Origin of the sequence: Promicromonospora sp. NPDC090134, from assembly GCF_044746965.1 — a bacterium.
GTDB lineage: Bacteria > Actinomycetota > Actinomycetes > Actinomycetales > Cellulomonadaceae > Promicromonospora.
Genome location: NZ_JBIVCZ010000001.1, coordinates 1 through 19,784 on the forward strand (window position 1 = coordinate 1; position 19,784 = coordinate 19,784).

At 71.4% G+C, this 19,784-nt stretch carries 17 protein-coding genes, 4 tRNA genes and 1 rRNA gene; 4 read left to right on the forward strand and 18 right to left on the reverse strand.

What is annotated here, in order from left to right; genetic code table 11:
• From ACIPN7_RS00005 to ACIPN7_RS00035, 7 genes are all read right to left on the reverse strand, one after another.
• Nucleotides 1-255, reverse strand: a 16S ribosomal RNA gene (locus ACIPN7_RS00005); the annotation flags it as partial.
• A 941-nt stretch (nt 256-1,196) separates the two neighbouring features.
• Nucleotides 1,197-1,877, reverse strand: coding sequence for a 3-oxoacid CoA-transferase subunit B (locus ACIPN7_RS00010; protein WP_400536714.1), 681 nt, complete (start codon nt 1,875-1,877; stop codon nt 1,197-1,199).
• Complete coding sequence (locus ACIPN7_RS00015; RefSeq protein WP_400536716.1) at nt 1,874-2,587, reverse strand: 3-oxoacid CoA-transferase subunit A; 714 nt, start codon at nt 2,585-2,587, stop codon at nt 1,874-1,876. Before ACIPN7_RS00015 ends, ACIPN7_RS00010 begins: the two co-directional genes overlap by 4 nt.
• Entirely contained in the window at nt 2,584-3,777 is a 1,194-nt protein-coding gene (locus tag ACIPN7_RS00020) for a thiolase family protein (protein ID WP_400536718.1), read from the reverse strand. Before ACIPN7_RS00020 ends, ACIPN7_RS00015 begins: the two co-directional genes overlap by 4 nt.
• A 70-nt stretch (nt 3,778-3,847) precedes the next feature.
• On the reverse strand, nt 3,848-4,642 hold the full coding sequence (locus ACIPN7_RS00025) for an IclR family transcriptional regulator C-terminal domain-containing protein (RefSeq protein WP_400536720.1): 795 nt from the start codon (nt 4,640-4,642) through the stop codon (nt 3,848-3,850).
• Between the two features lie 331 nt (nt 4,643-4,973).
• A tRNA-Arg gene (locus ACIPN7_RS00030) sits at nt 4,974-5,046 on the reverse strand.
• Between the two features lie 186 nt (nt 5,047-5,232).
• Nucleotides 5,233-5,324 (reverse strand) — tRNA-Ser (locus ACIPN7_RS00035).
• A gap of 239 nt (nt 5,325-5,563) precedes the next feature.
• On the opposite strand from ACIPN7_RS00035, the gene ACIPN7_RS00040 reads away from it, so the two are divergent.
• Nucleotides 5,564-7,285, forward strand: a complete 1,722-nt coding sequence (locus ACIPN7_RS00040; RefSeq protein ID WP_400536722.1) for a GMC oxidoreductase — start codon at nt 5,564-5,566, stop codon at nt 7,283-7,285.
• A gap of 67 nt (nt 7,286-7,352) precedes the next feature.
• On the opposite strand, the gene ACIPN7_RS00045 is transcribed toward ACIPN7_RS00040, so the two are convergent.
• The 5 genes from ACIPN7_RS00045 to ACIPN7_RS00065 all read right to left on the reverse strand — a co-directional run bounded on the left by ACIPN7_RS00045 (nt 7,353) and on the right by ACIPN7_RS00065 (nt 13,425).
• Nucleotides 7,353-7,437 (reverse strand) — tRNA-Ser (locus ACIPN7_RS00045).
• Between the two features lie 118 nt (nt 7,438-7,555).
• Nucleotides 7,556-8,275, reverse strand: coding sequence for a GTP-binding protein (locus tag ACIPN7_RS00050; protein WP_400539122.1), 720 nt, complete (start codon nt 8,273-8,275; stop codon nt 7,556-7,558).
• 91 nt (nt 8,276-8,366) lie between these two features.
• Complete coding sequence (locus ACIPN7_RS00055) at nt 8,367-8,777, reverse strand: DUF742 domain-containing protein (protein WP_020017526.1); 411 nt, start codon at nt 8,775-8,777, stop codon at nt 8,367-8,369.
• Between the two features lie 10 nt (nt 8,778-8,787).
• Nucleotides 8,788-9,237 (reverse strand): roadblock/LC7 domain-containing protein, encoded by a 450-nt coding sequence (locus ACIPN7_RS00060; RefSeq protein WP_020017525.1) that lies wholly within the window; start codon nt 9,235-9,237, stop codon nt 8,788-8,790.
• Between the two features lie 36 nt (nt 9,238-9,273).
• Nucleotides 9,274-13,425, reverse strand: a complete 4,152-nt coding sequence (locus ACIPN7_RS00065; RefSeq protein ID WP_400536725.1) for an ATP-binding protein — start codon at nt 13,423-13,425, stop codon at nt 9,274-9,276.
• Between the two features lie 142 nt (nt 13,426-13,567).
• Between ACIPN7_RS00065 and ACIPN7_RS00070 the strand changes: the two genes are divergently transcribed.
• Both ACIPN7_RS00070 and ACIPN7_RS00075 read left to right on the forward strand, forming a co-directional pair.
• Nucleotides 13,568-14,545, forward strand: coding sequence for an NAD(P)H-quinone oxidoreductase (locus ACIPN7_RS00070; protein ID WP_400536727.1), 978 nt, complete (start codon nt 13,568-13,570; stop codon nt 14,543-14,545).
• A 94-nt stretch (nt 14,546-14,639) separates the two neighbouring features.
• On the forward strand, nt 14,640-15,272 hold the full coding sequence (locus ACIPN7_RS00075; RefSeq protein ID WP_400536729.1) for a bacterial proteasome activator family protein: 633 nt from the start codon (nt 14,640-14,642) through the stop codon (nt 15,270-15,272).
• Nucleotides 15,273-15,335: 63 nt separating this feature from the next.
• Here ACIPN7_RS00075 and ACIPN7_RS00080 read toward each other — a convergent pair whose 3' ends face one another.
• The 3 genes from ACIPN7_RS00080 to ACIPN7_RS00090 form a co-directional block, all read right to left on the reverse strand.
• On the reverse strand, nt 15,336-16,457 hold the full coding sequence (locus ACIPN7_RS00080) for a hypothetical protein (protein ID WP_400536731.1): 1,122 nt from the start codon (nt 16,455-16,457) through the stop codon (nt 15,336-15,338).
• Nucleotides 16,458-16,577: 120 nt separating this feature from the next.
• Complete coding sequence (dcd, locus tag ACIPN7_RS00085; RefSeq protein ID WP_400536733.1) at nt 16,578-17,153, reverse strand: dCTP deaminase; 576 nt, start codon at nt 17,151-17,153, stop codon at nt 16,578-16,580.
• 96 nt (nt 17,154-17,249) lie between these two features.
• A complete protein-coding gene (locus ACIPN7_RS00090) occupies nt 17,250-17,699 on the reverse strand; it encodes a TM2 domain-containing protein (RefSeq protein WP_400536735.1) in 450 nt (149 codons plus the stop codon).
• 154 nt (nt 17,700-17,853) lie between these two features.
• On the opposite strand from ACIPN7_RS00090, the gene ACIPN7_RS00095 reads away from it, so the two are divergent.
• A tRNA-Gly gene (locus ACIPN7_RS00095) sits at nt 17,854-17,927 on the forward strand.
• 99 nt (nt 17,928-18,026) lie between these two features.
• Here the strand turns inward: ACIPN7_RS00095 and ACIPN7_RS00100 are convergent.
• The 3 genes from ACIPN7_RS00100 to ACIPN7_RS00110 all read right to left on the reverse strand — a co-directional run bounded on the left by ACIPN7_RS00100 (nt 18,027) and on the right by ACIPN7_RS00110 (nt 19,698).
• Nucleotides 18,027-18,206: a hypothetical protein gene (locus ACIPN7_RS00100; protein ID WP_400536737.1), complete on the reverse strand. Its 180-nt coding sequence runs from the start codon at nt 18,204-18,206 to the stop codon at nt 18,027-18,029.
• Between the two features lie 84 nt (nt 18,207-18,290).
• Nucleotides 18,291-19,103, reverse strand: a complete 813-nt coding sequence (locus ACIPN7_RS00105; protein WP_400536739.1) for a DUF1206 domain-containing protein — start codon at nt 19,101-19,103, stop codon at nt 18,291-18,293.
• Between the two features lie 73 nt (nt 19,104-19,176).
• On the reverse strand, nt 19,177-19,698 hold the full coding sequence (locus ACIPN7_RS00110) for a hypothetical protein (protein WP_400536741.1): 522 nt from the start codon (nt 19,696-19,698) through the stop codon (nt 19,177-19,179).
• Nucleotides 19,699-19,784: the final 86 nt, after the last annotated feature.

A 19,784-nucleotide genomic window follows, 5' to 3' on the forward strand; every position in this document is an offset into this window, starting at 1 on the left:
CCCCACCAACAAGCTGATAGGCCGCGAGCCCATCCCCCACCGAAAAACTTTCCAACACCCACCATGCGGTAAGTGCTCATATCCGGTATTAGACCTCGTTTCCAAGGCTTATCCCGAAGTGAGGGGCAGGTTGCTCACGTGTTACTCACCCGTTCGCCACTGATCCACCCAGCAAGCTGGGCATCACCGTTCGACTTGCATGTGTTAAGCACGCCACCAGCGTTCGTCCTGAGCCAGGATCAAACTCTCCGTAAAAGAGAAACATCCACACCCACCAGAAGCAGGTGCGAACAATGATACTGGCCAGACCAAAACCAAACTGGTTAATTGATCCGATCCAAAAAAGACCCCCATCGATCCCGTCCACACCACCATGCTGGCGATGCGACCTGAAACGTGAGAGTCAAATAATTGGCATTGACTATCAAGCACACTGTTGAGTTCTCAAACAACCGACGCACACCGTCAGAGTCGCGATCTTTTCGTTCGCTTCCCTGTCCGGGGCAGTGACTTCAACTTACCAGGCCCTTTCGGACTTTTCCAAATCCCCGCCGGCCGACTGGCCGGGAGAATTCTTCGAGTACCCGAAGGAATTCTGACCCCATTTTTCGCCGACCATTCAAAGCATGAAACCTTGATGATCTGCAGAGGAAGGGGAACCACCCGCCGTGGATCGCGACGCTAGCCGCGTCATCCCCGTTCGGAGGCAACCTCTGTAACTTACCCTACCACGCTCCCCAGCGCAAGCATCCTGTTCAGGATCCATGCATCGGGGCGCCTGTCCGGCAAGCCCACCCCCGTTCCAGAGCGCACGAGGCCCCCTGAGATCTTGAGGTGGTTTCCGCCCCGGGACCGGCCAGTCACGCTCTACGCGCTTCCTGTCCGTACCTCCCTGCCGGGCGAACAACGAGAACATTACGTCAGCCCGCAGGACCCGTCAAAGCCAGGGCGCGTGATGGCCGACACAGAAGCGCTGTTCACCGCGTGTTTTTCCAAGAGGGCATCTGGTCCGCACGCGCCGGAGCCATGTCAGACCGGCTTATCGGCCCCGACCGCGGCCCCTAGCCCGGGCGTAGACCAAGAACTCTCCCGGTCGGCCATGTCTGCGTAATCTTTGGTTCAGATTTCGCCATCCGCCCTGAAGGGGGTGCACGGCCGCGCCACGCCACGCGACAGGAGAACTGCGGGTACCGGCCCTAGCCCAGGCGCAGCCCGAGCAGCTCCTCGAGCTCACCGTGCGTGACCCCGTACGTCTCGACGACGCGTGCGCCGCCGCCACCCGGGACTCCCGGCCCGACGTCGATCACCGCGATGTCGCTGTAGATCCGGGACACGCAGCCCACCCCGGTGAGCGGCAGCGTGCACTCCTCCACCAGCTTGGGCTGACCGTCCTTGGTCAGCAGGGTCATCATGACGACGCTCCGCCGGGCGCCCACCGCGAGGTCCATCGCCCCGCCCACCGCGGGCACTGCCCCCGGCCGGCCCGTGGACCAGTTCGCGAGGTCCCCCGACGTCGACACCTGGAACGCCCCCAGCACGCAGACGTCGATGTGGCCGCCGCGCATCATGGCGAACGAGTCGGCCTGGTGGAAGTACGAGGCGCCGGGAAGCTCGGTCACGGGGACCTTGCCCGCGTTGATGAGCTCGGGGTCCGCGGCGTCCGGTTCCGGCGCCGGGCCCATCCCGAGCAAACCGTTCTCCGTGTGCAGCGTGATGCCCGACCCGGCGGGGAGGTGGTCGGCCACGAGCGTCGGCAGGCCGATGCCCAGGTTCACGTAGGAGCCCGGCGCGATGTCGGCGGCCACACGCGCCGCCAGCTGCGCCCTGGACAGAGGAGACCCGCTCCGCGAGCCCGCCGCGACCGTCTCGGCACTCATGAGGCCGAACCCTGTGCTCCGGCCTGCGCACCCGCCAGCGTCGTCACGCTGTCGATCGCCACGACGGCGTCGACGTAGATGCCGGGCGTCACCACGGTCTCGGGGTCGATCGACCCGACCGGCACCACCTCCCGCACCTGCGCCACGGTCCGCCGGGCGGCCGTGGCCATGACGGGCCCGAAGTTCCGGGCCGTCCTGCGGTAGACGAGGTTGCCGACGCCGTCGGCCCGGAAGGCCTTGACCAGCGCGACGTCGGCGGGGAGCGGCGACTCGAGGACCATCGGGACGCCGTCGACCACGCGCGTCTCCTTGCCCTCGGCGAGGGGTGTGCCGAAGCCGGTGGGCGTGAAGAAGCCGCCCAGGCCGGCGCCGGCCGCGCGGATCCGCTCGGCCAGGTTGCCCTGCGGCACCAGCTCCAGCTCGATCTCGCCCGCACGGTACGCGGCGTCGAAGTGCCACGAGTCCACCTGGCGCGGGAACGAGCACACGATCTTGCGCACCCGGCGCTCCAGGATCAGCCGGGCCAGCGCGTCCTCGCCGTTGCCCGCGTTGTTGGAGACGACGACGAGGTCGGCGGCGCCCTGCTCCAGGAGCGCCTCGATCAGCTCCACCGGCTGCCCCGCCGGTCCGAAGCCGCCGATCATCACGGTCGAGCCGTCGGCGACGTCGCCCACCGCCGCCAGGGCGGTCGGTGCGACCTGGACGATCATGCGGCAGCCCGCGCGTTCTCGAGGACCACGGCCACACCCTGGCCGACGCCGATGCAGATCGCGGCCACTCCCCAGCGCTGCCGCTCGACGATCAGCCGGCGGGCGAGCGTGCCGAGGATCCGGGTACCCGAGGCGCCGAGCGGGTGCCCGAGCGCCGTCGCGCCGCCCCACGCGTTCACGATCTCCGGGTCGACGCCCCACGCGTCGACACAGACGAGCGACTGCGCGGCGAACGCCTCGTTGAGCTCGACGGCGCCGACGTCGGCCCAGCCGATGCCGCTCTTCGCGAGCGCGCGCTCGGCGGCCGCCACGGGGGCGTAGCCGAAGTACTGCGGCTCGTTCGCGACCGCGGCGCGGCCCGCGATCCGGGCCAGCGGTTCCAGACCGGTCAGGCCCGCCGCTGCCTCGGAGCCGATCAGGGCGGCGCTCGCGCCGTCCGTCAGCGGGGAGGCGTTGCCCGCCGTGATGGTGCCACCGTCCGACCGGAAGGAGGGCTTGAGGGCAGCCAGCTTCTCCAGGGTGCCGTCCGGGCGGACGGGCTCGTCGCGGTGCAGGTCCGTCCCGGGCACGGCGGTGACCAGGTCGTCGTAGCGGCCGGCCTCCCAGGCCTCGTGCGCCAGGCGGTGGCTGCGCAGGGCGAACTCGTCCTGCCGCTCCCGCGTGACGCCGTACTTCTCGCGCAGCCGCTCGGTCGCCTCCCCGAGGGAGACCGTCCAGTCCGGCTGCATCCTCGCGTTGACCAGGCGCCAGCCCAGCGTGGTCGACACCAGCTCGGCACCCCCCGCGGGGTAGGCCCGCTCCGGCTTGGGCAGCACCCACGGCGCGCGGCTCATGGACTCGACCCCGCCGGCCACGACGACGTCGGCGTCGCCCGTCTCGACTGCGCGGGCAGCCTGCACGGCGGCGTCGAGCGACGAGCCGCACAGCCGGTTGACCGTCACCCCGGGCACCGACAGCGGCAGCCCGGCCAGCAGCACCGCCATCCGCGCCACGTCCCGGTTCTCCTCGCCGGCGCCGTTCGCGTTGCCGAGGACCACGTCGTCGATCCTTGCCGGGTCCAGCCCGGGCGCCCGGCGCACCTGCTCGCCGACGACGAAGGCCGCCAGGTCGTCCGGTCGCACTCCCGCGAGCGCTCCGCCGTAGCGGCCGAACGGCGTACGCACGGCGTCGTAGACGAATGCCTGCCTCATCGATTCGCACCTCTGCTGTTCGCAGTGCGCACACAAGTTCCGTATGCGTACGACCACCGTAACAGCCGGCTCAGGCGCGGGTACGGGCCAGATCCGCCTCGATCTCGCCGGCCGCCCGCAGCAGCGCCGGCAGGAACTCGGCCACCAGCTCGTCGACCGCGCCACGGCGCACGGGGGCAGACACGTTCACCGCGCCCACCACCCGGCCGGCCCGGTCCCGCAGGGGTGCGGCCAGCGACCGGAGCCCCTCCTCCAGCTCCTGGTCGACGAGCGCCCAGCCCTGCCCCCGCACCCGGTCCAGCTCCGCGCGCAACAGCTCCGGATCGACGATCGTGTGCGGGGTGAGCGGCTCCAGGGCGACGGCGCCCAGGAAGTCGTCGCGGTCCCCGTGGGGCAGGTGGGCGAGGACCGCACGGCCCATCGAGGTGGCGGACGCCGGGAACCGCGTGCCCACCTGGATCGCCGCCGACATGATCCGGTGCGTGGCGACCCGGGCCACGTAGACGATCTCCGCGCCGTCGAGCACCGCGACCGACGACGACTCCCCGACATCCTCCGCGAGACGCTCCAGGTGCGGCTGGGCCACCTCCGGCAGGGTCAGGCTCGACAGGTAGGCGTACCCGAGCTCGAGCACCTGGGGACGCAGGGCGAACACGCGCCCGTCCGTGACGACGTAGCCGAGCTCCACCAGGGTGTGCAGGAAGCGTCGTGCCGACGCGCGGCTGAGGGCGGCCTCGCGGGCCACCTCGCTCAGGGTCATCCGCGCCCGGTCCGCGCCGAACGCGCGGATCACGGCCAGTCCGCGCTCCAGGGACTGCACGAACTCACCCGACCGGGTTCCGGCGTCCTGCACGGTCTCGCTCATCTCGGGTTCCTCCATGCCGTCAGCGCGTCCGCTTCGCATCCTGGCTGAGCATCCGGCACTTCGCACCAGGTCGCCCGCGGGCGACCAGGAGCCGCGCCTTTGGCAGCACGCCCGCCCGGGCCTCCCCTGGTCCGACGACGGAACGCACCGTTGAGCTCCGACGCCCGCGACCCTGGTCGTTCTCCGAACGGGTGTGCCGCAGGTGAAGGTAGCGATCAGCCGGAGGCCGGGTCAATGGTTCGGCGGCCCCGGTCGCAACCGTGACCGGATCGCGACGTGGGCATGAGAAGAGCCCCCCACCGGCTGGTGCCGGCGAGGGGCTCTGTCACTGTGCGCCCGAAGGGATTCGAACCCCCAACCTTCTGATCCGTAGTCAGATGCTCTATCCGTTGAGCTACGGGCGCTGGTCGTACAACTTGCTGTCTGCCTGCCGTTCACACGGCCGACCGACGAGAACATTACCGCCTGTTCGGCGCGGGCCCAAACTCAAATCCGCGCTTCCCGAGGAGAACTCCGTCACAGCCCTGAACCTGCGTGCCGAAGCCTCTCACAGAAAAGGCCCCGGGCGTCACGCGCGGCCGGGACCTTCCTGGCGGAGACGGAGGGATTTGAACCCTCGAACGGGTTGCCCCGTTACCACCTTAGCAGGGTGGCGCACTAGACCTGACTATGCGACGTCTCCTCGCGACAGCCTCTACCCAGGCAGGGCGGTGCCGCGCGGCCCAGGCTACCTGCCGCACGGCGACCTGAGCAAAGCGGGACGGTCGGCGGCACGCGCGACGGTGCGACATCCGCGAGATCCTGCCGATTTTCCGTCCGAGCCGAGGTGGTCCGCGACGCGCGCGGGACGCCCCCGCACGGAGCCGGACGGCGTCCGGCAGCGTATTTCATACAGCGTCAATAACGGGTACATTCGCGGTCATGGACTACGACGTCTTGGTGATCGGCTCGGGTTTCGGTGGCAGTGTGGCTGCCCTCCGCCTCACGGAGAAGGGCTACAGGGTGGGCGTGCTCGAGGCGGGACGCCGGTTCGAGGACGGCGAGTTCGCCAAGAACTCCTGGCACCTCAAGCAGTTCCTGTGGGCGCCCGCCCTGGGGTGCTACGGGATCCAGCGGGTGCGCCTGCTGCGCAACGTGCTGTGCCTGACGGGCGCGGGCGTGGGCGGCGGGTCGCTGGTGTACGCCAACACCCTCTACCGCCCGCTGGACCCGTTCTACGCCGACCCCGCCTGGTCCCACATCGCCGACTGGAAGTCCGAGCTCGCGCCGTACTACGACCAGGCGGAGCGCATGCTCGGCGTCGTCCGGTACCACGGCCGCTCCCCTGCGGACGACGTCATCCGGTCCGTCGCGGACGACATGGGCGTGGGCGAGACGTTCCGACCCACCCGGGTGGGCGTGTACTTCGGGCCGGGCGGCGCGGAGGCGCCGTCGCCGGGCCGCCGGGCCGCCGACCCGTTCTTCGGCGGGGCGGGGCCGGAGCGGACGGGCTGCATCGAGTGCGGCGAGTGCATGACCGGCTGCCGGCACGGCGCCAAGAACACCCTGGTCAAGAACTACCTCTACCTCGCGGAGCGCGCGGGCGCCGTGGTGCACCCGCTCACCACCGCCGACGTCGTCCGGCCGCGACCCGAGGCGGAAGGCGGCGGCTACGAGATCCGCACGCACCGCACCGGCCGGAGGTGGGCCGGGCGGCGCACGCTCACGGCGAAGCAGGTCGTGTTCGCCGCCGGCACGCTCGGCACGCAACGCCTGCTGCATGCCATGAAGGACGCCGGCACGCTGCCGGGCCTGTCGAATCGGCTCGGGCACCTCACCCGCACCAACTCCGAGGCACTGCTGGGCGCGATGACGCACAAGGTCGGCTCGACGGACTACTCGCGCGGCCTCGCGATCACCTCGTCGTTCTACCCGAACGAGAGCACCCACATCGAGCCCGTGCGCTACGGCCACGGCTCCAACGTCATGGCCGCGCTGCAGCACATCCTGGTCGACGGCGGGCCGCACCGGTTCTTCCGCTGGTTCGGCGAGATGGGCAAGAACCTCAGGTGGCTGCCGGTGCTGATGGACTGGCGCCGATGGTCCGAGCGGACGGTCATCGCCCTGGTCATGCAGGCCCACGACAACTCGCTGACCACGCTGACCCGGCGGTCGCCGTTCGGCCGGTACATGACCTCCCGGCAGGGCACCGGCGCGCCCAACCCGAGCTGGATCCCGGAGGGCCACGAGGCGGTGCGGCGCATGGCGGACACGATGGGCGACGACGGCGTCGAGGGCATCGCGGGCGGCACGATCGGCGACCCCTTCAACATCCCGCTGACCGCGCACATCCTCGGCGGCTGCGCCATCGGCTCCGACGCCGCGGACGGCGTCGTCGACCCGTACCTGCGGATGTTCGGGCACGAGGGCCTGCACGTCATGGACGGCTCGGCCGTGACAGCGAACCTCGGGGTGAACCCGTCGCTCACCATCACGGCGCAGGCCGAGCGGGCGTGCGCGCTGTGGCCCAACGCGGGCGACCAGGACGGCCGGCCCGTCCTCGGGTCGGCCTACCGGCCGGTCGACCCGGTCCGTCCGACCGCCCCGGTGGTGCCCGAGGCCGCTCCCGCGGCGCTGCGCCTGCCCATCGTGGGGATCAGCTGAGCCCGGAGAACACGTGAGAAGGACGACGGCCGGGATCCCAGGATCCCGGCCGTCGTCCTGTGCCCTGCGGAGGGCGAGGGATTCGAACCCCCGGTGCGTTGCCGCACAACGGTTTTCAAGACCGTCACATTAGGCCGCTCTGTCAGCCCTCCTCGCGCCGTTCACCCCTGCAGGGGGGCCGGCGCGGCCCCACAGTCTATCGTCCGGCGGGACAGCGACGGCGGGCCGCCCCCAGGGTGGCCCGCCGTCCGCGAAGTGCTGGAGAGCGACTCAGCCCTGCGCCTGCGCGCCGGAGCGGAGCTGGCGCATCGCGAGCTGGACCAGCGCGATCAGCGTCTGCTTGGTCGCCGCACGCGAACGCGCGTCCGTGTAGAGCATCGGCACGTGCGAGGGGATCTGCAGCGCCTCGCGCACGTCCTCGAGCCGGTGCTTGGCCACGCCGTCGAAGCAGTTCACGCCCACGACGAACGGGATGTTGCACGACTCGAAGTAGTCGATGGCCGGGAAGCACTGCTCCAGGCGGTCCGTGTCGACCAGGACGACGGCACCGATCGCACCGCGCACCAGGTCGTCCCACATGAAGAGGAAGCGGTCCTGGCCCGGGGTACCGAACAGGTACAGCCACAGGTTGCCCGGCAGCTCCACGCGGCCGAAGTCCATGGCCACCGTGGTGGTGGTCTTGCGGTCGGTCACGCCACCGGCGTCGTCCACGCCGACCGAGTGCTCCGTCATGGCAGCCTCGGTGTTCAGCGGCTCCACGTCGGAGATCGAGCCGATGAACGTGGTCTTGCCCACCGCGAAGCCACCGGCGACGACGATCTTGACGACGGTCGGCGCGGTGCGCTCGGCCGCGGGCTGCGCACCGGGAGCGGCCTGCGCGCCGGCGTTGGCCGCCGGTGCCTGCTGCATCACCGGCGGCGCGGGCTGAGCCTGCGCCGGACGGGACGCCTGCGCGGTCGGCGCCGAGGCGCCACCGCCGCCACCCAGCACACTCTGGCGCGCGGGCGCGTTCGAAGAAGCGGTCGCGGTGCCGGCGTTACCCGACACCGGGGCCCAGTTGGGACCGCTACGGGCCCCGCCGTCAGAGGGCGGAAATGCCATTAAGAACACTCTCCAAGACGCTCAGCGACAGGCCCGAGTTCGAGCTGCCGTGGCCTGTGTGGACGTTAACCGGTGTCGAGGTGTGCACGGTGACGTGCCCTTCCTCCTGCATGTCCGCCACAAGGATCCGGACGACACCCAGGGGCAGCCGCAGAAGGGCCGAGAGCTCGGCGATCGACACGTACGTGTGCGCGGCGTGCTGGAGGATCGCGCGCTTCTCGGGAGGCAGTCCGAAACTGCTGACTGCCCCGGGAAGAACCTCCACGAGGGCCTCGAGCGGCAGGTCGGACAGCTCCGACCGCACCCGGCCTCCGGTGACCGCATAGGGGCGCACGGTGGACGTCTCACGGACGTCCCCCTGCCCCTGGGAACCGAAAGGTGCGTACGTCATGGTCGAGTCCTCATCCCACGCTGGCGGCTCGGGTCTGCCCATCGACCGGGAGGCTGCCACGCATCTCCGAGATGAGCTGCGGCGTGAGGGTGGCCTCGGTGCGCGACACCAGGAGAGCCATCTCGTAGCCGATGAGGCCGATGTCGCACGTGGCCTCCGCGACGACGCCGAGCACGGACCCGTTCGAGACGTTCATCAGGAAGAGGAAGCCGTTGTCCATCTCGATGATCGCCTGACGGACGTTACCGCCGTTGAGCTGCCGAGAAGCTCCACGCGTGAGGCTTGACATACCGGAGACGATCGCCGCGAGCTGGTCGCCGCTGGTGCGGTCGAGCTGGTCGGACATCGCCATGAGCAGGCCGTCTGCCGACACGACGAGCGTGTGCCGACTGCCGGGAACGGTACGCACGAAGTTGTCGAGCAGCCAACCGAAATTGGTTGCTTCGGTGCTGAGGGTCACTCTGTTCCTCCTAGTCAGAATCCACAGACGCGCTTGTCACCGCGACTGCGGCGCTGAGTCAGGGACATGATTCACGGTCGAGGGTGCCCACGTCGAGTCCCCACCGCCGTTCTTGCCGTTCTCGTGCTCCGACTTGCCCTCGTCCACGGACTCCGACCGGCCACGCGCGGTGGCCGACTGGAACGCCGAGAGACGTGAGCGAAGCTGCTCGGGATCACGGTCGATGCGAGCAGAGAGCCGCTCGACAGCTGGGTCCGCACCGGTGCCGGAGGCACCGCGGGTACGGCGGGTCAGCCCACCGCTGGCAACCTCGGTATTGACGGCTGCCGGACGGTACGAGTCGTTCTCTTTCACATCATCTTCCTGATAAGCCCCTCGACGGAGAAGGCTCGTCATCTCCTCGTAGAGCACTGCCGAGGCGGTCCATTCCGACCGTGCCTCCACCGAGTCACGCACGTACTCGGGGTCTAGGGGGTCCTTCCCGTCGCCGTCGGTCCCGGCGGCTCGCTTGGCGAGCGGGGCCGACGAACCGTACGACGGGTCGTACACGGCGCCCGTCGGGTACGGCTCGCTGAACTCGCGGGCGGGAGGCTCGAAGGCCTGCTGCTCGAAGGCCTGCTGCACGTCCGCCACGGGCACGGCCTGGGTGGCCGGTGCCGACGCGAACGAGGTGGGCACGCGCTCGGGGGCGGGAGCCGCCGGGGCCGGAGCCGGCGGGGCCGGAGCCAGCGGTGCGGCGGCCGCGCGGGGCGCCGCGTCCACGAACGGGTTGGTGCCGGGGGCGGGGGCCGGGGCCTGCGCCTGTGCGGCGGGCAGGGGGACGGTGCCACCGGCGGGAGGGGCCGGCAGCGCCGGCAGCGCCGACGTCAGCGACTCCTGGACCGCCTTCTGGTAGCCCTCCTGGTAACCCCGCTGGTATGTCGGGTCCGCGACGGGAACCTCCGGTGCCTGCGCCGGGAAGGCGCCGGTCAGCGGAGCGGGGCTGCCCTGGGGCGGACCGCTCGGTGCCTGGAAGTTCTGCGCCGGGAGGTTCTGGGTCGGGAAGTTCTGCGTGGCGAAGCCCGACGTCTGGATGCCCTGCGTCGGGAAGCCCTGCGTCTCGACGTTCGGGGCGGGCACGACCGGGGCGCCGAAGGTCGGCGGGCCGGCCACGGGGCTCGCGACGGTCTGGATCGGACGCGATGCCGGACGCTGCTCCTGGGGCTGGTAGGCCCGGAGCTCGCCGGTGGCGGGCTGGCCCGGGCGGCGGCCGAAGAGGCCCCGCTTCTGGGCCGGCTTGCCCTGCTGGGCACCCGAGGCCGTCGAGCGACGGCTCGGGAGGTCCGCCATGAGCTCCTCGAACGCGGGCAGCGCCTCGAACGACGAGTCGGGGCCCTCCGGGGCCTCCGCCCCGAAGCCCTGGGACTGCAACTCGTCGCCCTGGAACCGGCCGAACCGCTCGGGCTGCACCCCGAAGCTCTGCGCCGGAGCAGGAGCCGCAGGAGGCCTGCCACCGCCCGCCGCCGGGAACCGCATCACGTCGGTGTCGGACATGCCGGGCAGTGCCGCCGGGTCCTGCGTGATCGGGTCGAGCTGCAGCGACTGCGTGCTGCCCTCGACGGGATCGATCGTGTTCAGCGAGCGGAAGCTCGAGAAGAGCGCGCTGCGCTGGTCCACGTCGACCGCGGCCGGCGTGGTGTCCTCGAACACCGGGGCCACCGGCTCGACCGGCTGCGGTGCGCGCTGGCGGCTCGGGAGCGAGCTGCCCTCGGACACGTTCGACGGCGGGGCCCAGGCGTTGTCGTCGGCCTGGTACCCCTGCGGGAGCGACGGGGTCTGGATCTCCGGCAGCACGATCGAGCCGGTCGGCGTCGTCTCCGCCACCGGGAGGGCCGCCGTCGAGCTACGACGCCGGGCCAGGCCGAGCGCCGTCGTGCCGTCGGTGAGGGCGTTGAGGTCGACCGGCTGCGCGACCGGGGCCGGCTGGGCCGCGAACGCGGCCGCTGCGATCTGAGACGTACCGGTCGGGACCGGCATGCCGCCCTGCTGCGGCACGGACGTGGTGGCCGGGGACGCCGCCGTCACGGCCGGCGAGCCGAATCCGCTGGTGGGTGCGCCCGCGCCCCGCATCGCGCCGGTGCCCGGACCGGTGGCCACGCCGCCGTTGAACTGCGAGGCGGCCGCCTGCGTGTTGGCCTCCAGCGGGTCGGTCGGCATCGGCAGCGGCATCGCGTTGTCCGGCATGAACAGCACCGCCGGGAAGCGGACCGTCACCTCGGTACCCGTGCCGCCCTCGCCCGGACCGAACGCCACCTGGGCGCCGAGGCGGTCCGAGAGGCGGCCGACCACGTAGAGGCCGAGGCGCTGGGCGCCGACGGCGTCCGACGCGGCGTGGCTGGCGACCTTGCGGTTCGCCTCCGCGACCTCCTGGGGGTTCATCCCGAGGCCGTGGTCGCGGACCACGACGGTGACGAACTGCTCGTCACGGGCCGTGGTGACCTCGACCGGCGTGTGCGGCTCGGAGAACATCGTCGCGTTCTCCAGGAGCTCGGCCAGCAGGTGCGCCGCGTTCAGCGCGTTGTGGCCCAGCATCATCGGGTCGACGACGAGGTTCAGGCGGACCCGGTCGTACAGCTCGATCTCGGACGACGCGGTACGGATGACGTCGGAGACCGGCATCGGCTGGCGCACGCGACGACCGGAGTCGATGCCCGCGAGGACGAGCAGGGACTCCGCGTTGCGTCGCATACGGGTCGCGAGGTGGTCGAGGCGGAACAGGTTCGACAGCGTCGAGGGGTCCTCCTCGGACCGCTCGAGGTCGTCGAGGAACGCGAGCTGCCGGTTCAGGAGCACCTGGTCACGGCGGGCCACGTTGACGAACATCTCGGCGATCGACCCACGCAGGGCGGCCTGTTCGCGGGCGACGTCGATGGTCGTCCTGTTGACGTCGTTGAACGCCGCGGCGAGCTGGCCGATCTCGTCCGAGGACTCGACGGTGATCGGGTCGAGGTCGATGCTCGGCCCCTGGCCCGGCACCGACACCTGCTCCACCAGCGTCGGGAGGCGGTCACGGACCACACCGGCCGCCTGGGTCAGGCGGCGCAGCGGGGAGACCAGACGGCGGGCGATGACCAGCGCCATGATGACCGAGAAGCCGAGGGCCGCGATCGCGACGCCACCGGTGAGGTACGCGCGGTTCGCGGCGACGTCGGCGCGCTCCTGGGCGAAGCCCGCGGTGTCCTGGCGGACGGCGTCACGGACGATGCGGCCCTCCTCGACCCACTTCGCGGACTCGCCCTGGAACGCGGCGGCCTGGGCCGGCTGGATGGACGTGAGGTCACCGCGTGCGACGTAGCCGCGCACGGTGCCGTAGACGCCGTCCATGCCCGGCACCTGGTACTCGCCGGGGATGCGGTCGAAGAGGTCCTGCGTGCTGTCCCACTCGCGGTCACCCAGGTTCACCAGGTCGGCGGCGCGGAGCGCCAAGGACCTGGCGGCGGCCTCGTGCTGCGGGTGGTTCGCCACGACGCCGAGCGTCAGGCCGACGATCGGGCGCTCGTAGGTGTTGGTCAGCATGAGCTGGTCGATCGAGTAGTACGCCTCGAGGCGGGTACCCAGGTCGCGGTCCTCGGAGGTGTCCGCGATCGCGTCCATCACCTCGAGGGCGCCGTCGATGTACGTCCCGTAGGCCTTGGTCGCGACCTGCTCGGTGAGCCGGCCCTCCGCGACCTTCTTCTGCACATCGGTGATGGCCGCGCGGTCCTCGATGGTCTGCGTGACGGCGTCCTTGACGCGCTGGTCCAGCATCGAGATGTCGATGTCCAGCAGCTCGTCGTCACGGGCGTCGAGGGCAGTGATCGTCTGCGCCTGCGCTGCCTTGGCGGCCCACTTCGGGTTGCCGTCCTTGTCCATGACCTGCTTGCCGTCTTCCCCGATCTCCGGGGTTCCCCGCAGCAGGGCGACGCGGGCCTGGTCACCCGTCGCGCCGCTGTCGATCATCGCGACGATGTTGTACGCCCGCTCCTGCGCGAACGCCGTGCCTGCCTGGTCCTGGTACTCGAGCGCTGCGACGAGATCAGCGGTCTGCTGCGCGCGCATCGCGTCGGCCACAGAGAGACCGATGATGTACGCCGCAGCGATGACCAGGACGACGGCAGGCGTGACCAGTGTCGCAAGAACTTTCCCGCGCACTCCCAACCTGCGGAACATGCGTACCTCTCTCCATCACTGATCCGGAAGGGGTGGCGTGCGTGGTGCCCGCCGAACACCCCTCGGTGCTGCGTACAAGTTACCGGCACCCGGTTTCCGCTGGCGACCTTCGTGAGGCCACACGGAAGTAGGCTTCATCGATGTGCGAGCCGTCACGATATCCGGACCGGGGCCATCAGGGAAACTCTCCATTTCATCCCTGAACCACCCGAATGCTGGCCAAAGCGACGTGGTGATCACCGTCGCCGCCGCCGGAGTGAACCGTGCTGACCTGCTACAACGGGCCGGATACTACCCCCCTCCGGCGAATGCCCCGGACTGGCCAGGTCTTGAGATATCCGGAACTGTGAAGCGTGTCGGACACGGCGTGTCGCGCTGGCGCGCCGGGGACCGGGTCGTCGCGCTGCTGGAGGGCGGCGGTTACGCGGAGGAGGTCGCGGTCCGGGAGACCCAGGTGCTGCCGGTGCCGGACGGCATGGACCTGGTCGACGCCGCGGCCCTGCCCGAGGCCGCGTGCACGGTCTGGAACAACCTCGTCGACGTCGGCGGGCTGCGCCCCGGCGAGTGGGTGCTGGTCCACGGCGGGTCCGGCGGCATCGGCAGCATCGCGATCCAGGTGGCCAAGGCGCTCGGCGCCCACGTCGCCACGACGGCGGGCGGCCCGGAGCGCGCGGCGCGGTGCGCCGAGCTCGGCGCCGACGTCGTCGTCGACCACCGGCAGGAGGACTTCGTCGAGGTGGTCCAGGCCGCCACGGACGGCCGCGGGGCCGACGTCGTGCTCGACCTGCTCGGCGGGGGCGCCCTGGGCGACAACGTCCGCGTCCTTGCCCGCGGGGGTCGCCTGGTGGTCATCGGGATGCAGCAGGGGCGACGCGGCGAGCTCGACCTCAGCGCGCTCCTCGCCCGGCGCGGCACCATCTCCGGGACGCTGCTCCGGTCCCGGCCACCGGAGGAGAAGGCGCGCATCGTCGCCGATACCGAACAACACCTCTGGCCACTGTTCGCCACAGGCCGTGTTCGACCGGTGATTCACGCTCGGATCCCGTTCGCGGAAGCGCAGTCGGCACACGATCTGCTGGAGTCGGGAGAAGCCTTCGGCAAAGTGCTCCTGGTCCCCTGATCAACGCATGCCTATATATAGGCATGGCCGACAATTTCGTTCCCCACCCGGGAATGCAATGCAGACGACCGGTGATTCGGGCAAGACTGGACCCATGAACGACGAGCGAGCCACCCCCCAGTCCGCCGAGCGACCCGACGACCACCGTGACCAGAAGCATGCCGCGCACCCCCAGGTGGTGACGCCCGACGGCGCGGCCGTGCCGCCGGAGCGTGCGCCCGAGAGCGCCGGCGACGAGCGCGAGGTCGACGAGGCCGAGGCCGTCGTGGGCCAGGTCGAGGAGCCGGCCAAGGTCATGCGCATAGGCGGCATGATCAAGCGGCTGCTCGACGAGGTGCGGGACGCCCCGCTCGACGAGGCCGCACGGACCCGCCTGGCCGAGATCCACGAGCGCTCGATCCACGAGCTCGAGGACGGACTCTCCCCCGACCTGGTCGACGAGCTGCACCGCATCACGCTGCCGTTCTCGGACGACTCCGCGCCGTCCGACGCGGAGCTGCGCGTGGCGCAGGCGCAGCTCGTGGGCTGGCTCGAGGGCCTGTTCCACGGCATCCAGACGGCGCTCGTCGCGCAGCAGATGGCGGCGCAGGCGCAGCTGTCGCAGATGCGACGCGCGCTGCCGCCCGGGACTGGCGCCTTCGGCCCGGCCGGCCCCGGCGGGCCCACCCTGCCCGGCGCCTCCGACGACGAGTCGGGCGAGCGCCGGACCCCCGGCCAGTACCTCTGACCCCCCGCCGCTGCCTCCGGGGTGCGACCCCGGAGGCGGCGCGGCGGGTAAAGGCCGGGGCGCCTATAGGTCGGCCGGGTCCACCAGGAAGCCGTCCTCGTCGGCGACCTCGCCGCCGGCGGCGTCGTGGATCGCGCCCGCGAGCCGGGCCACCAGCTCCGCGGCGCGCTTGCGCGCGATCCGCAGCTCCATGTTGGGGACCTCCCGCTGCGACTCCACGAGGTCCTGCGGCTCCCAGTGCACCCAGTAGCAGACCGCCCCCTGCTCGGCCCACGGCAGGCCGCGCAGCAGGCGCGGCAGCTTCTCCTCGCCGCTGATCTCGACCGAGACGATGCCGTCGACGCCGAGCTCCACCACCAGGCCGTAGCCGTCCAGCACGCGCGGGCCGGTGAGCGCCTTGATGTCGTACTCGTCGGCGGCCGCGTGCAGCTTCTTGCGCAGCTCCGGGTCCATGGTCTCGCCGCGGTAGAGCGGCTTGTCCGCGATGCCGTCCGGCGGCCCGCCCCACTCCTTGCCGTCCATGTGCAGCCGGGCGCGCGGGTGCACCTTCTGCAGGATGGCGTGCGCGGCCTGCGGGTCGAGCCAGACGTCGGAGTAGACGGTCATGTCGATCGCGGCCCCGGCGTCGGGGGTCAGCACGACGCCGGCGCCCGGACGCGTCGTCGGACCGTCCGGGGCGGTGTCCCAGAGGCCGCCCACGTCCAGGCGGAGGGATCCGCCGAGGCGCCGCGCGACGGCGACGAGCCACTCGATCAGGCGACGCTCCTCGCGCTCGGGCATGGCAGCGGCGAACGCTCGCCCGACGCCGTCGCGGTCGCCCGCGGGGAACGGCGGCTCGCCGCGCTCCCGGTGGCAGACGATGTCGAAGGCCATCTCGGCGCCCGGCGGCACGCCGAGGTCGAAGCCGTCGCCCACAGGCTGGTACGGCCCGTTCATCACCGCGTGCCGCGAGACCCGCAGCACGCCCGGCTCCCGGCCCTGCGCGCGGCGGCCCTGCGGGGCGCCGGCCACGTTGCCCGGGAGGATCCCGGCCGGGACCACGTCCCAGCGGGTGGCGGAGAACCGGGAGAGCGCGAGGACCTCGATCTCGTCCAGCTCCACGTCACCGGGCACGGTCAGCACGTGCCGGGCCTGGTGCGCCTGCGCAACCGTGCGCGGCAGGAGAGGAAGCTGGGGAGCGGCCATCGGGGTCCCTTCTCGGTCCGGGTGCCCGGTCCGCGCCGGGCACCCGGAGCCTACCTCCCGGCGAACGCCCGTCGGGGCGCTCGGTGGGACCGCTCGCGGGCCCTGGCCGTCAGGCCCGGGTCACACCGTGGTGCGGTGGAAGTTCTGCGAGGAGCGGGACGCCGTCGGGCCGCGCTGGCCCTGGTAGCGGGACCCGTACAGGTCCGAACCGTACGGGTGCTCGGAGGCCGACGAGAGCCGGAAGAAGCAGAGCTGGCCGATCTTCATGCCCGGCCACAGCTTGATCGGCAGCGTCGCGACGTTGCTCAGCTCCAGCGTGACGTGCCCGCTGAATCCCGGGTCGATGAAACCGGCCGTCGAGTGCGTCAGCAGGCCGAGGCGGCCGAGGGAGGACTTGCCCTCCAGGCGGGCCGCGACGTCGTCGGGCAGCGTGACCGCCTCGAAGGTGCTGCCCAGGACGAACTCCCCCGGGTGCAGGACGAAGGCCTCGCCCTTGTCCGCCTCCACGAGGCGCGTCAGCTCGGGCTGGTCCTCCGCCGGGTCGATGAACGGGTACTTGTGGTTGTCGAACAGCCGGAAGAACTTGTCGAGGCGCACGTCGATGCTCGACGGCTGCAGCATCGACGCGTCGTACGGGTCGAGGACGACACGGTCGGCCTCGAGCTCGGCACGGATATCGCGGTCGGAGAGGAGCACCCGGACACGGTACTGGGCGGCGCGCGGAGGCGCCGCCCCGTCCGGGGGGCGACGCCGTCCGCACCGGGGCGACGTCGCCGCGTCAGCGGGCGGCCGTCACCACTGCAGCGGACGGTGCTTCGCGTCCACCGACCAGTAGCCCTTGCGCATCACGAGGTAGAGGATGCCCTCGATCGCGCCCCAGATCGCCGGCACGAACCACGCCTGCCCCAGGGAGACCGCCGTGATGAGGAGCATGATCCAGCCCAGGCCCTTGTAGCCCAGGTAGAACCGGTGCGCCCCGACGACGCCGAGCAGGATCCCGAGCAGGCCCGCGGTGATGCGCGACTTGCGGCCCGGCACGTGCTCCGGCGGCGGGGTGGGGCGGTCGTAGTCGTACTGCTGCTGGTAGTTCGCGGGGCCGGCCTTGGCCGGGGACCCGGACTTCGGCTTCTGCAGCGCGCGCGTCTCCTGCGGGGGTTGCGGCGGTTGCGGCGGCCGCGGGGGCAGGGGCTTCGTCTCCTGGTAGATCGGCTCGGTCGGCTTCTCGCTGGGGTGCTCGCTCACTGCTGCTCCGGCTGCTCGGCGACACTCGCACGGATCTGGTTCGGGCATCCGGGCGAGTTTGGGTATGATCGGGTCGCGCGCCAGGTTCACGGGCGCTGTTGCGGAACCCTAGCGGGATTCCGGAACGGCAGAAAACCGGTCAGAACCGGACGTTGCGGGTGTAGTTCAATGGTAGAACTTCAGCTTCCCAAGCTGATAGCGCGGGTTCGATTCCCGTCACCCGCTCCAGCACGAAGCCCCAGGTCAGAATCTTCCGACCTGGGGCTTCGTCGTTTCCCGGCGGAGTGTCTCGCGCCGCTCGCGGACCCCGACGGGCGCTGATCCCCGTCAGTGGCAGTCGATGGTGTGGTCGGCCGGCATGACGGGATCGGACGGGGTGCCGCGCACCGTCAGGGTCCCGCCGTCCGGCCCGAGGGCCAGGTCGTAGGTGCCGGCGCTCACCGGGCGGTAGCCGTCGGCGGCGGTCCAGCTCCCCGTGCGCTGCCCGACGCCGAGGCCCTGCACCACGTAGACGTCCCCGCTACCGACCGTCAGGAAGGATCCAGGGCGCGACGGCCGCGAGCGCCGCGCTGCCGAGCCCGACGAACCGCATCAGAGCCGTGCGAACCGGGCGCGGGCGAAGGAGTACAGGCCGAACGCGGCGATCCCCAGCCCGACGACGAGGAGCAGCACCGTGCCGTACGGCTGGTCGCGCATCGTGTGCAGCGCCTCGTCGAGTCCGCCCGCCTGCTCGGGGTCCGTGGTCACCGCGGCGGCGACCACGAGCCCGCCGACGACGCCGAGCGCGATCCCCTTGGCCACGTAGCCCGCCTGTCCCAGCCGCACCACCACCGGCCGGACGGCACTGCCGCCCGTCCCCGCGAGGTCCTCCAGGAACTTCTTCCGGACTCCCTTGACCACGTGGTAGACGCCGACGCCGACGATCACCAGGCCGGCGGCACCCACCAGCCAGGCGCCCCCGGGCATCGCGAGGGCACGCGCCGTCAGGCTCTCCTCGCTACCGCTACCGCCACCGGATCCCTGCGCGTACCGGACGCCGGTGACCGCGAGCGCCCCGTAGAGCACGGCCTTGGCCACGCTCTTTGCGCGCGCGGCCCCCTGGTTCTCCGCGTTCGGCACGCCGACGACGGCGGTGGCGAGCTGCCAGAACGCGAGCGCGGTGAAGCCCACGGCGACCAGCCAGAGGAGCACGTCACCACCCGGCATCTGGGCGACGGCGCGGAACGCGCCGGACTGGTCCGCCTGGCCTTCTGACTCGCCCAGCGCGAGCTGGACGGCGAGCCAGCCGATCAGCAGGTGCAGCACACCCGAGGCGACGTAGCCGCCCCGGGCCAGGCCGCGGACGGCGCGGCTGTTCTTGGCTCGCCGGACGGCGTCACCGGCAGCACTGGAGTTCTTGGACACGGGACACCTCCGTCAGGTCGCGCGGGTCGCGACCGCCCAACATTCGCGCATTTCACCGTAATCTGCACGCGGGTCAGGCGTCGTCGGCCACCTCGTCGGGCAGCGTCGTCAGGACGGTCAGGGGCACGTGCGTCTCGCCCGGCCCGGGTTCGAGGCCGACCAGGACGAGAGCGTCCCGACCGTCAGGGCTGGTCCAGCCCTCGGTCCAGGCCCCGTCCACGGCCGGCAGCTCCGGCATGACGGTCCAGCCCCGCCCCACCAGCTCGTCGGCATAGGTGTCCCGCACCGCCGCCACATCGGCGTCGACGTCCAGGACGAGGGGCAGGTTGCGCAGCCGCTCCTCGTCGACCTCCTCGGTGAGCGCGTCGTAGACGGGGCTCGAGGCGCGCAGGTCGCGGGACGCCACGTCGTCCCCGAACGCGTACTCCTCGGGGGCCCGCACCCCGGGCGGCATCCCAGGAAGAGCGCCCGACGGCGGGGGCGACCCACAGCTGGTCAGCAGCCCGACGCCCAGTGCCGCGCCGGCGAGCCAGATGGCGCCGTGGGCTACCTGGCGCGGACGGGTCGGGACCGGACCGGGCAGCGGAGGCGTCATCGGCGCAGTCTGCCCGTCCGGTATGAACACGAGGTGACGCAGGAACGCCGCGGGCCGGACCCACCGTCCGGCCCGCGGCGTTCGTT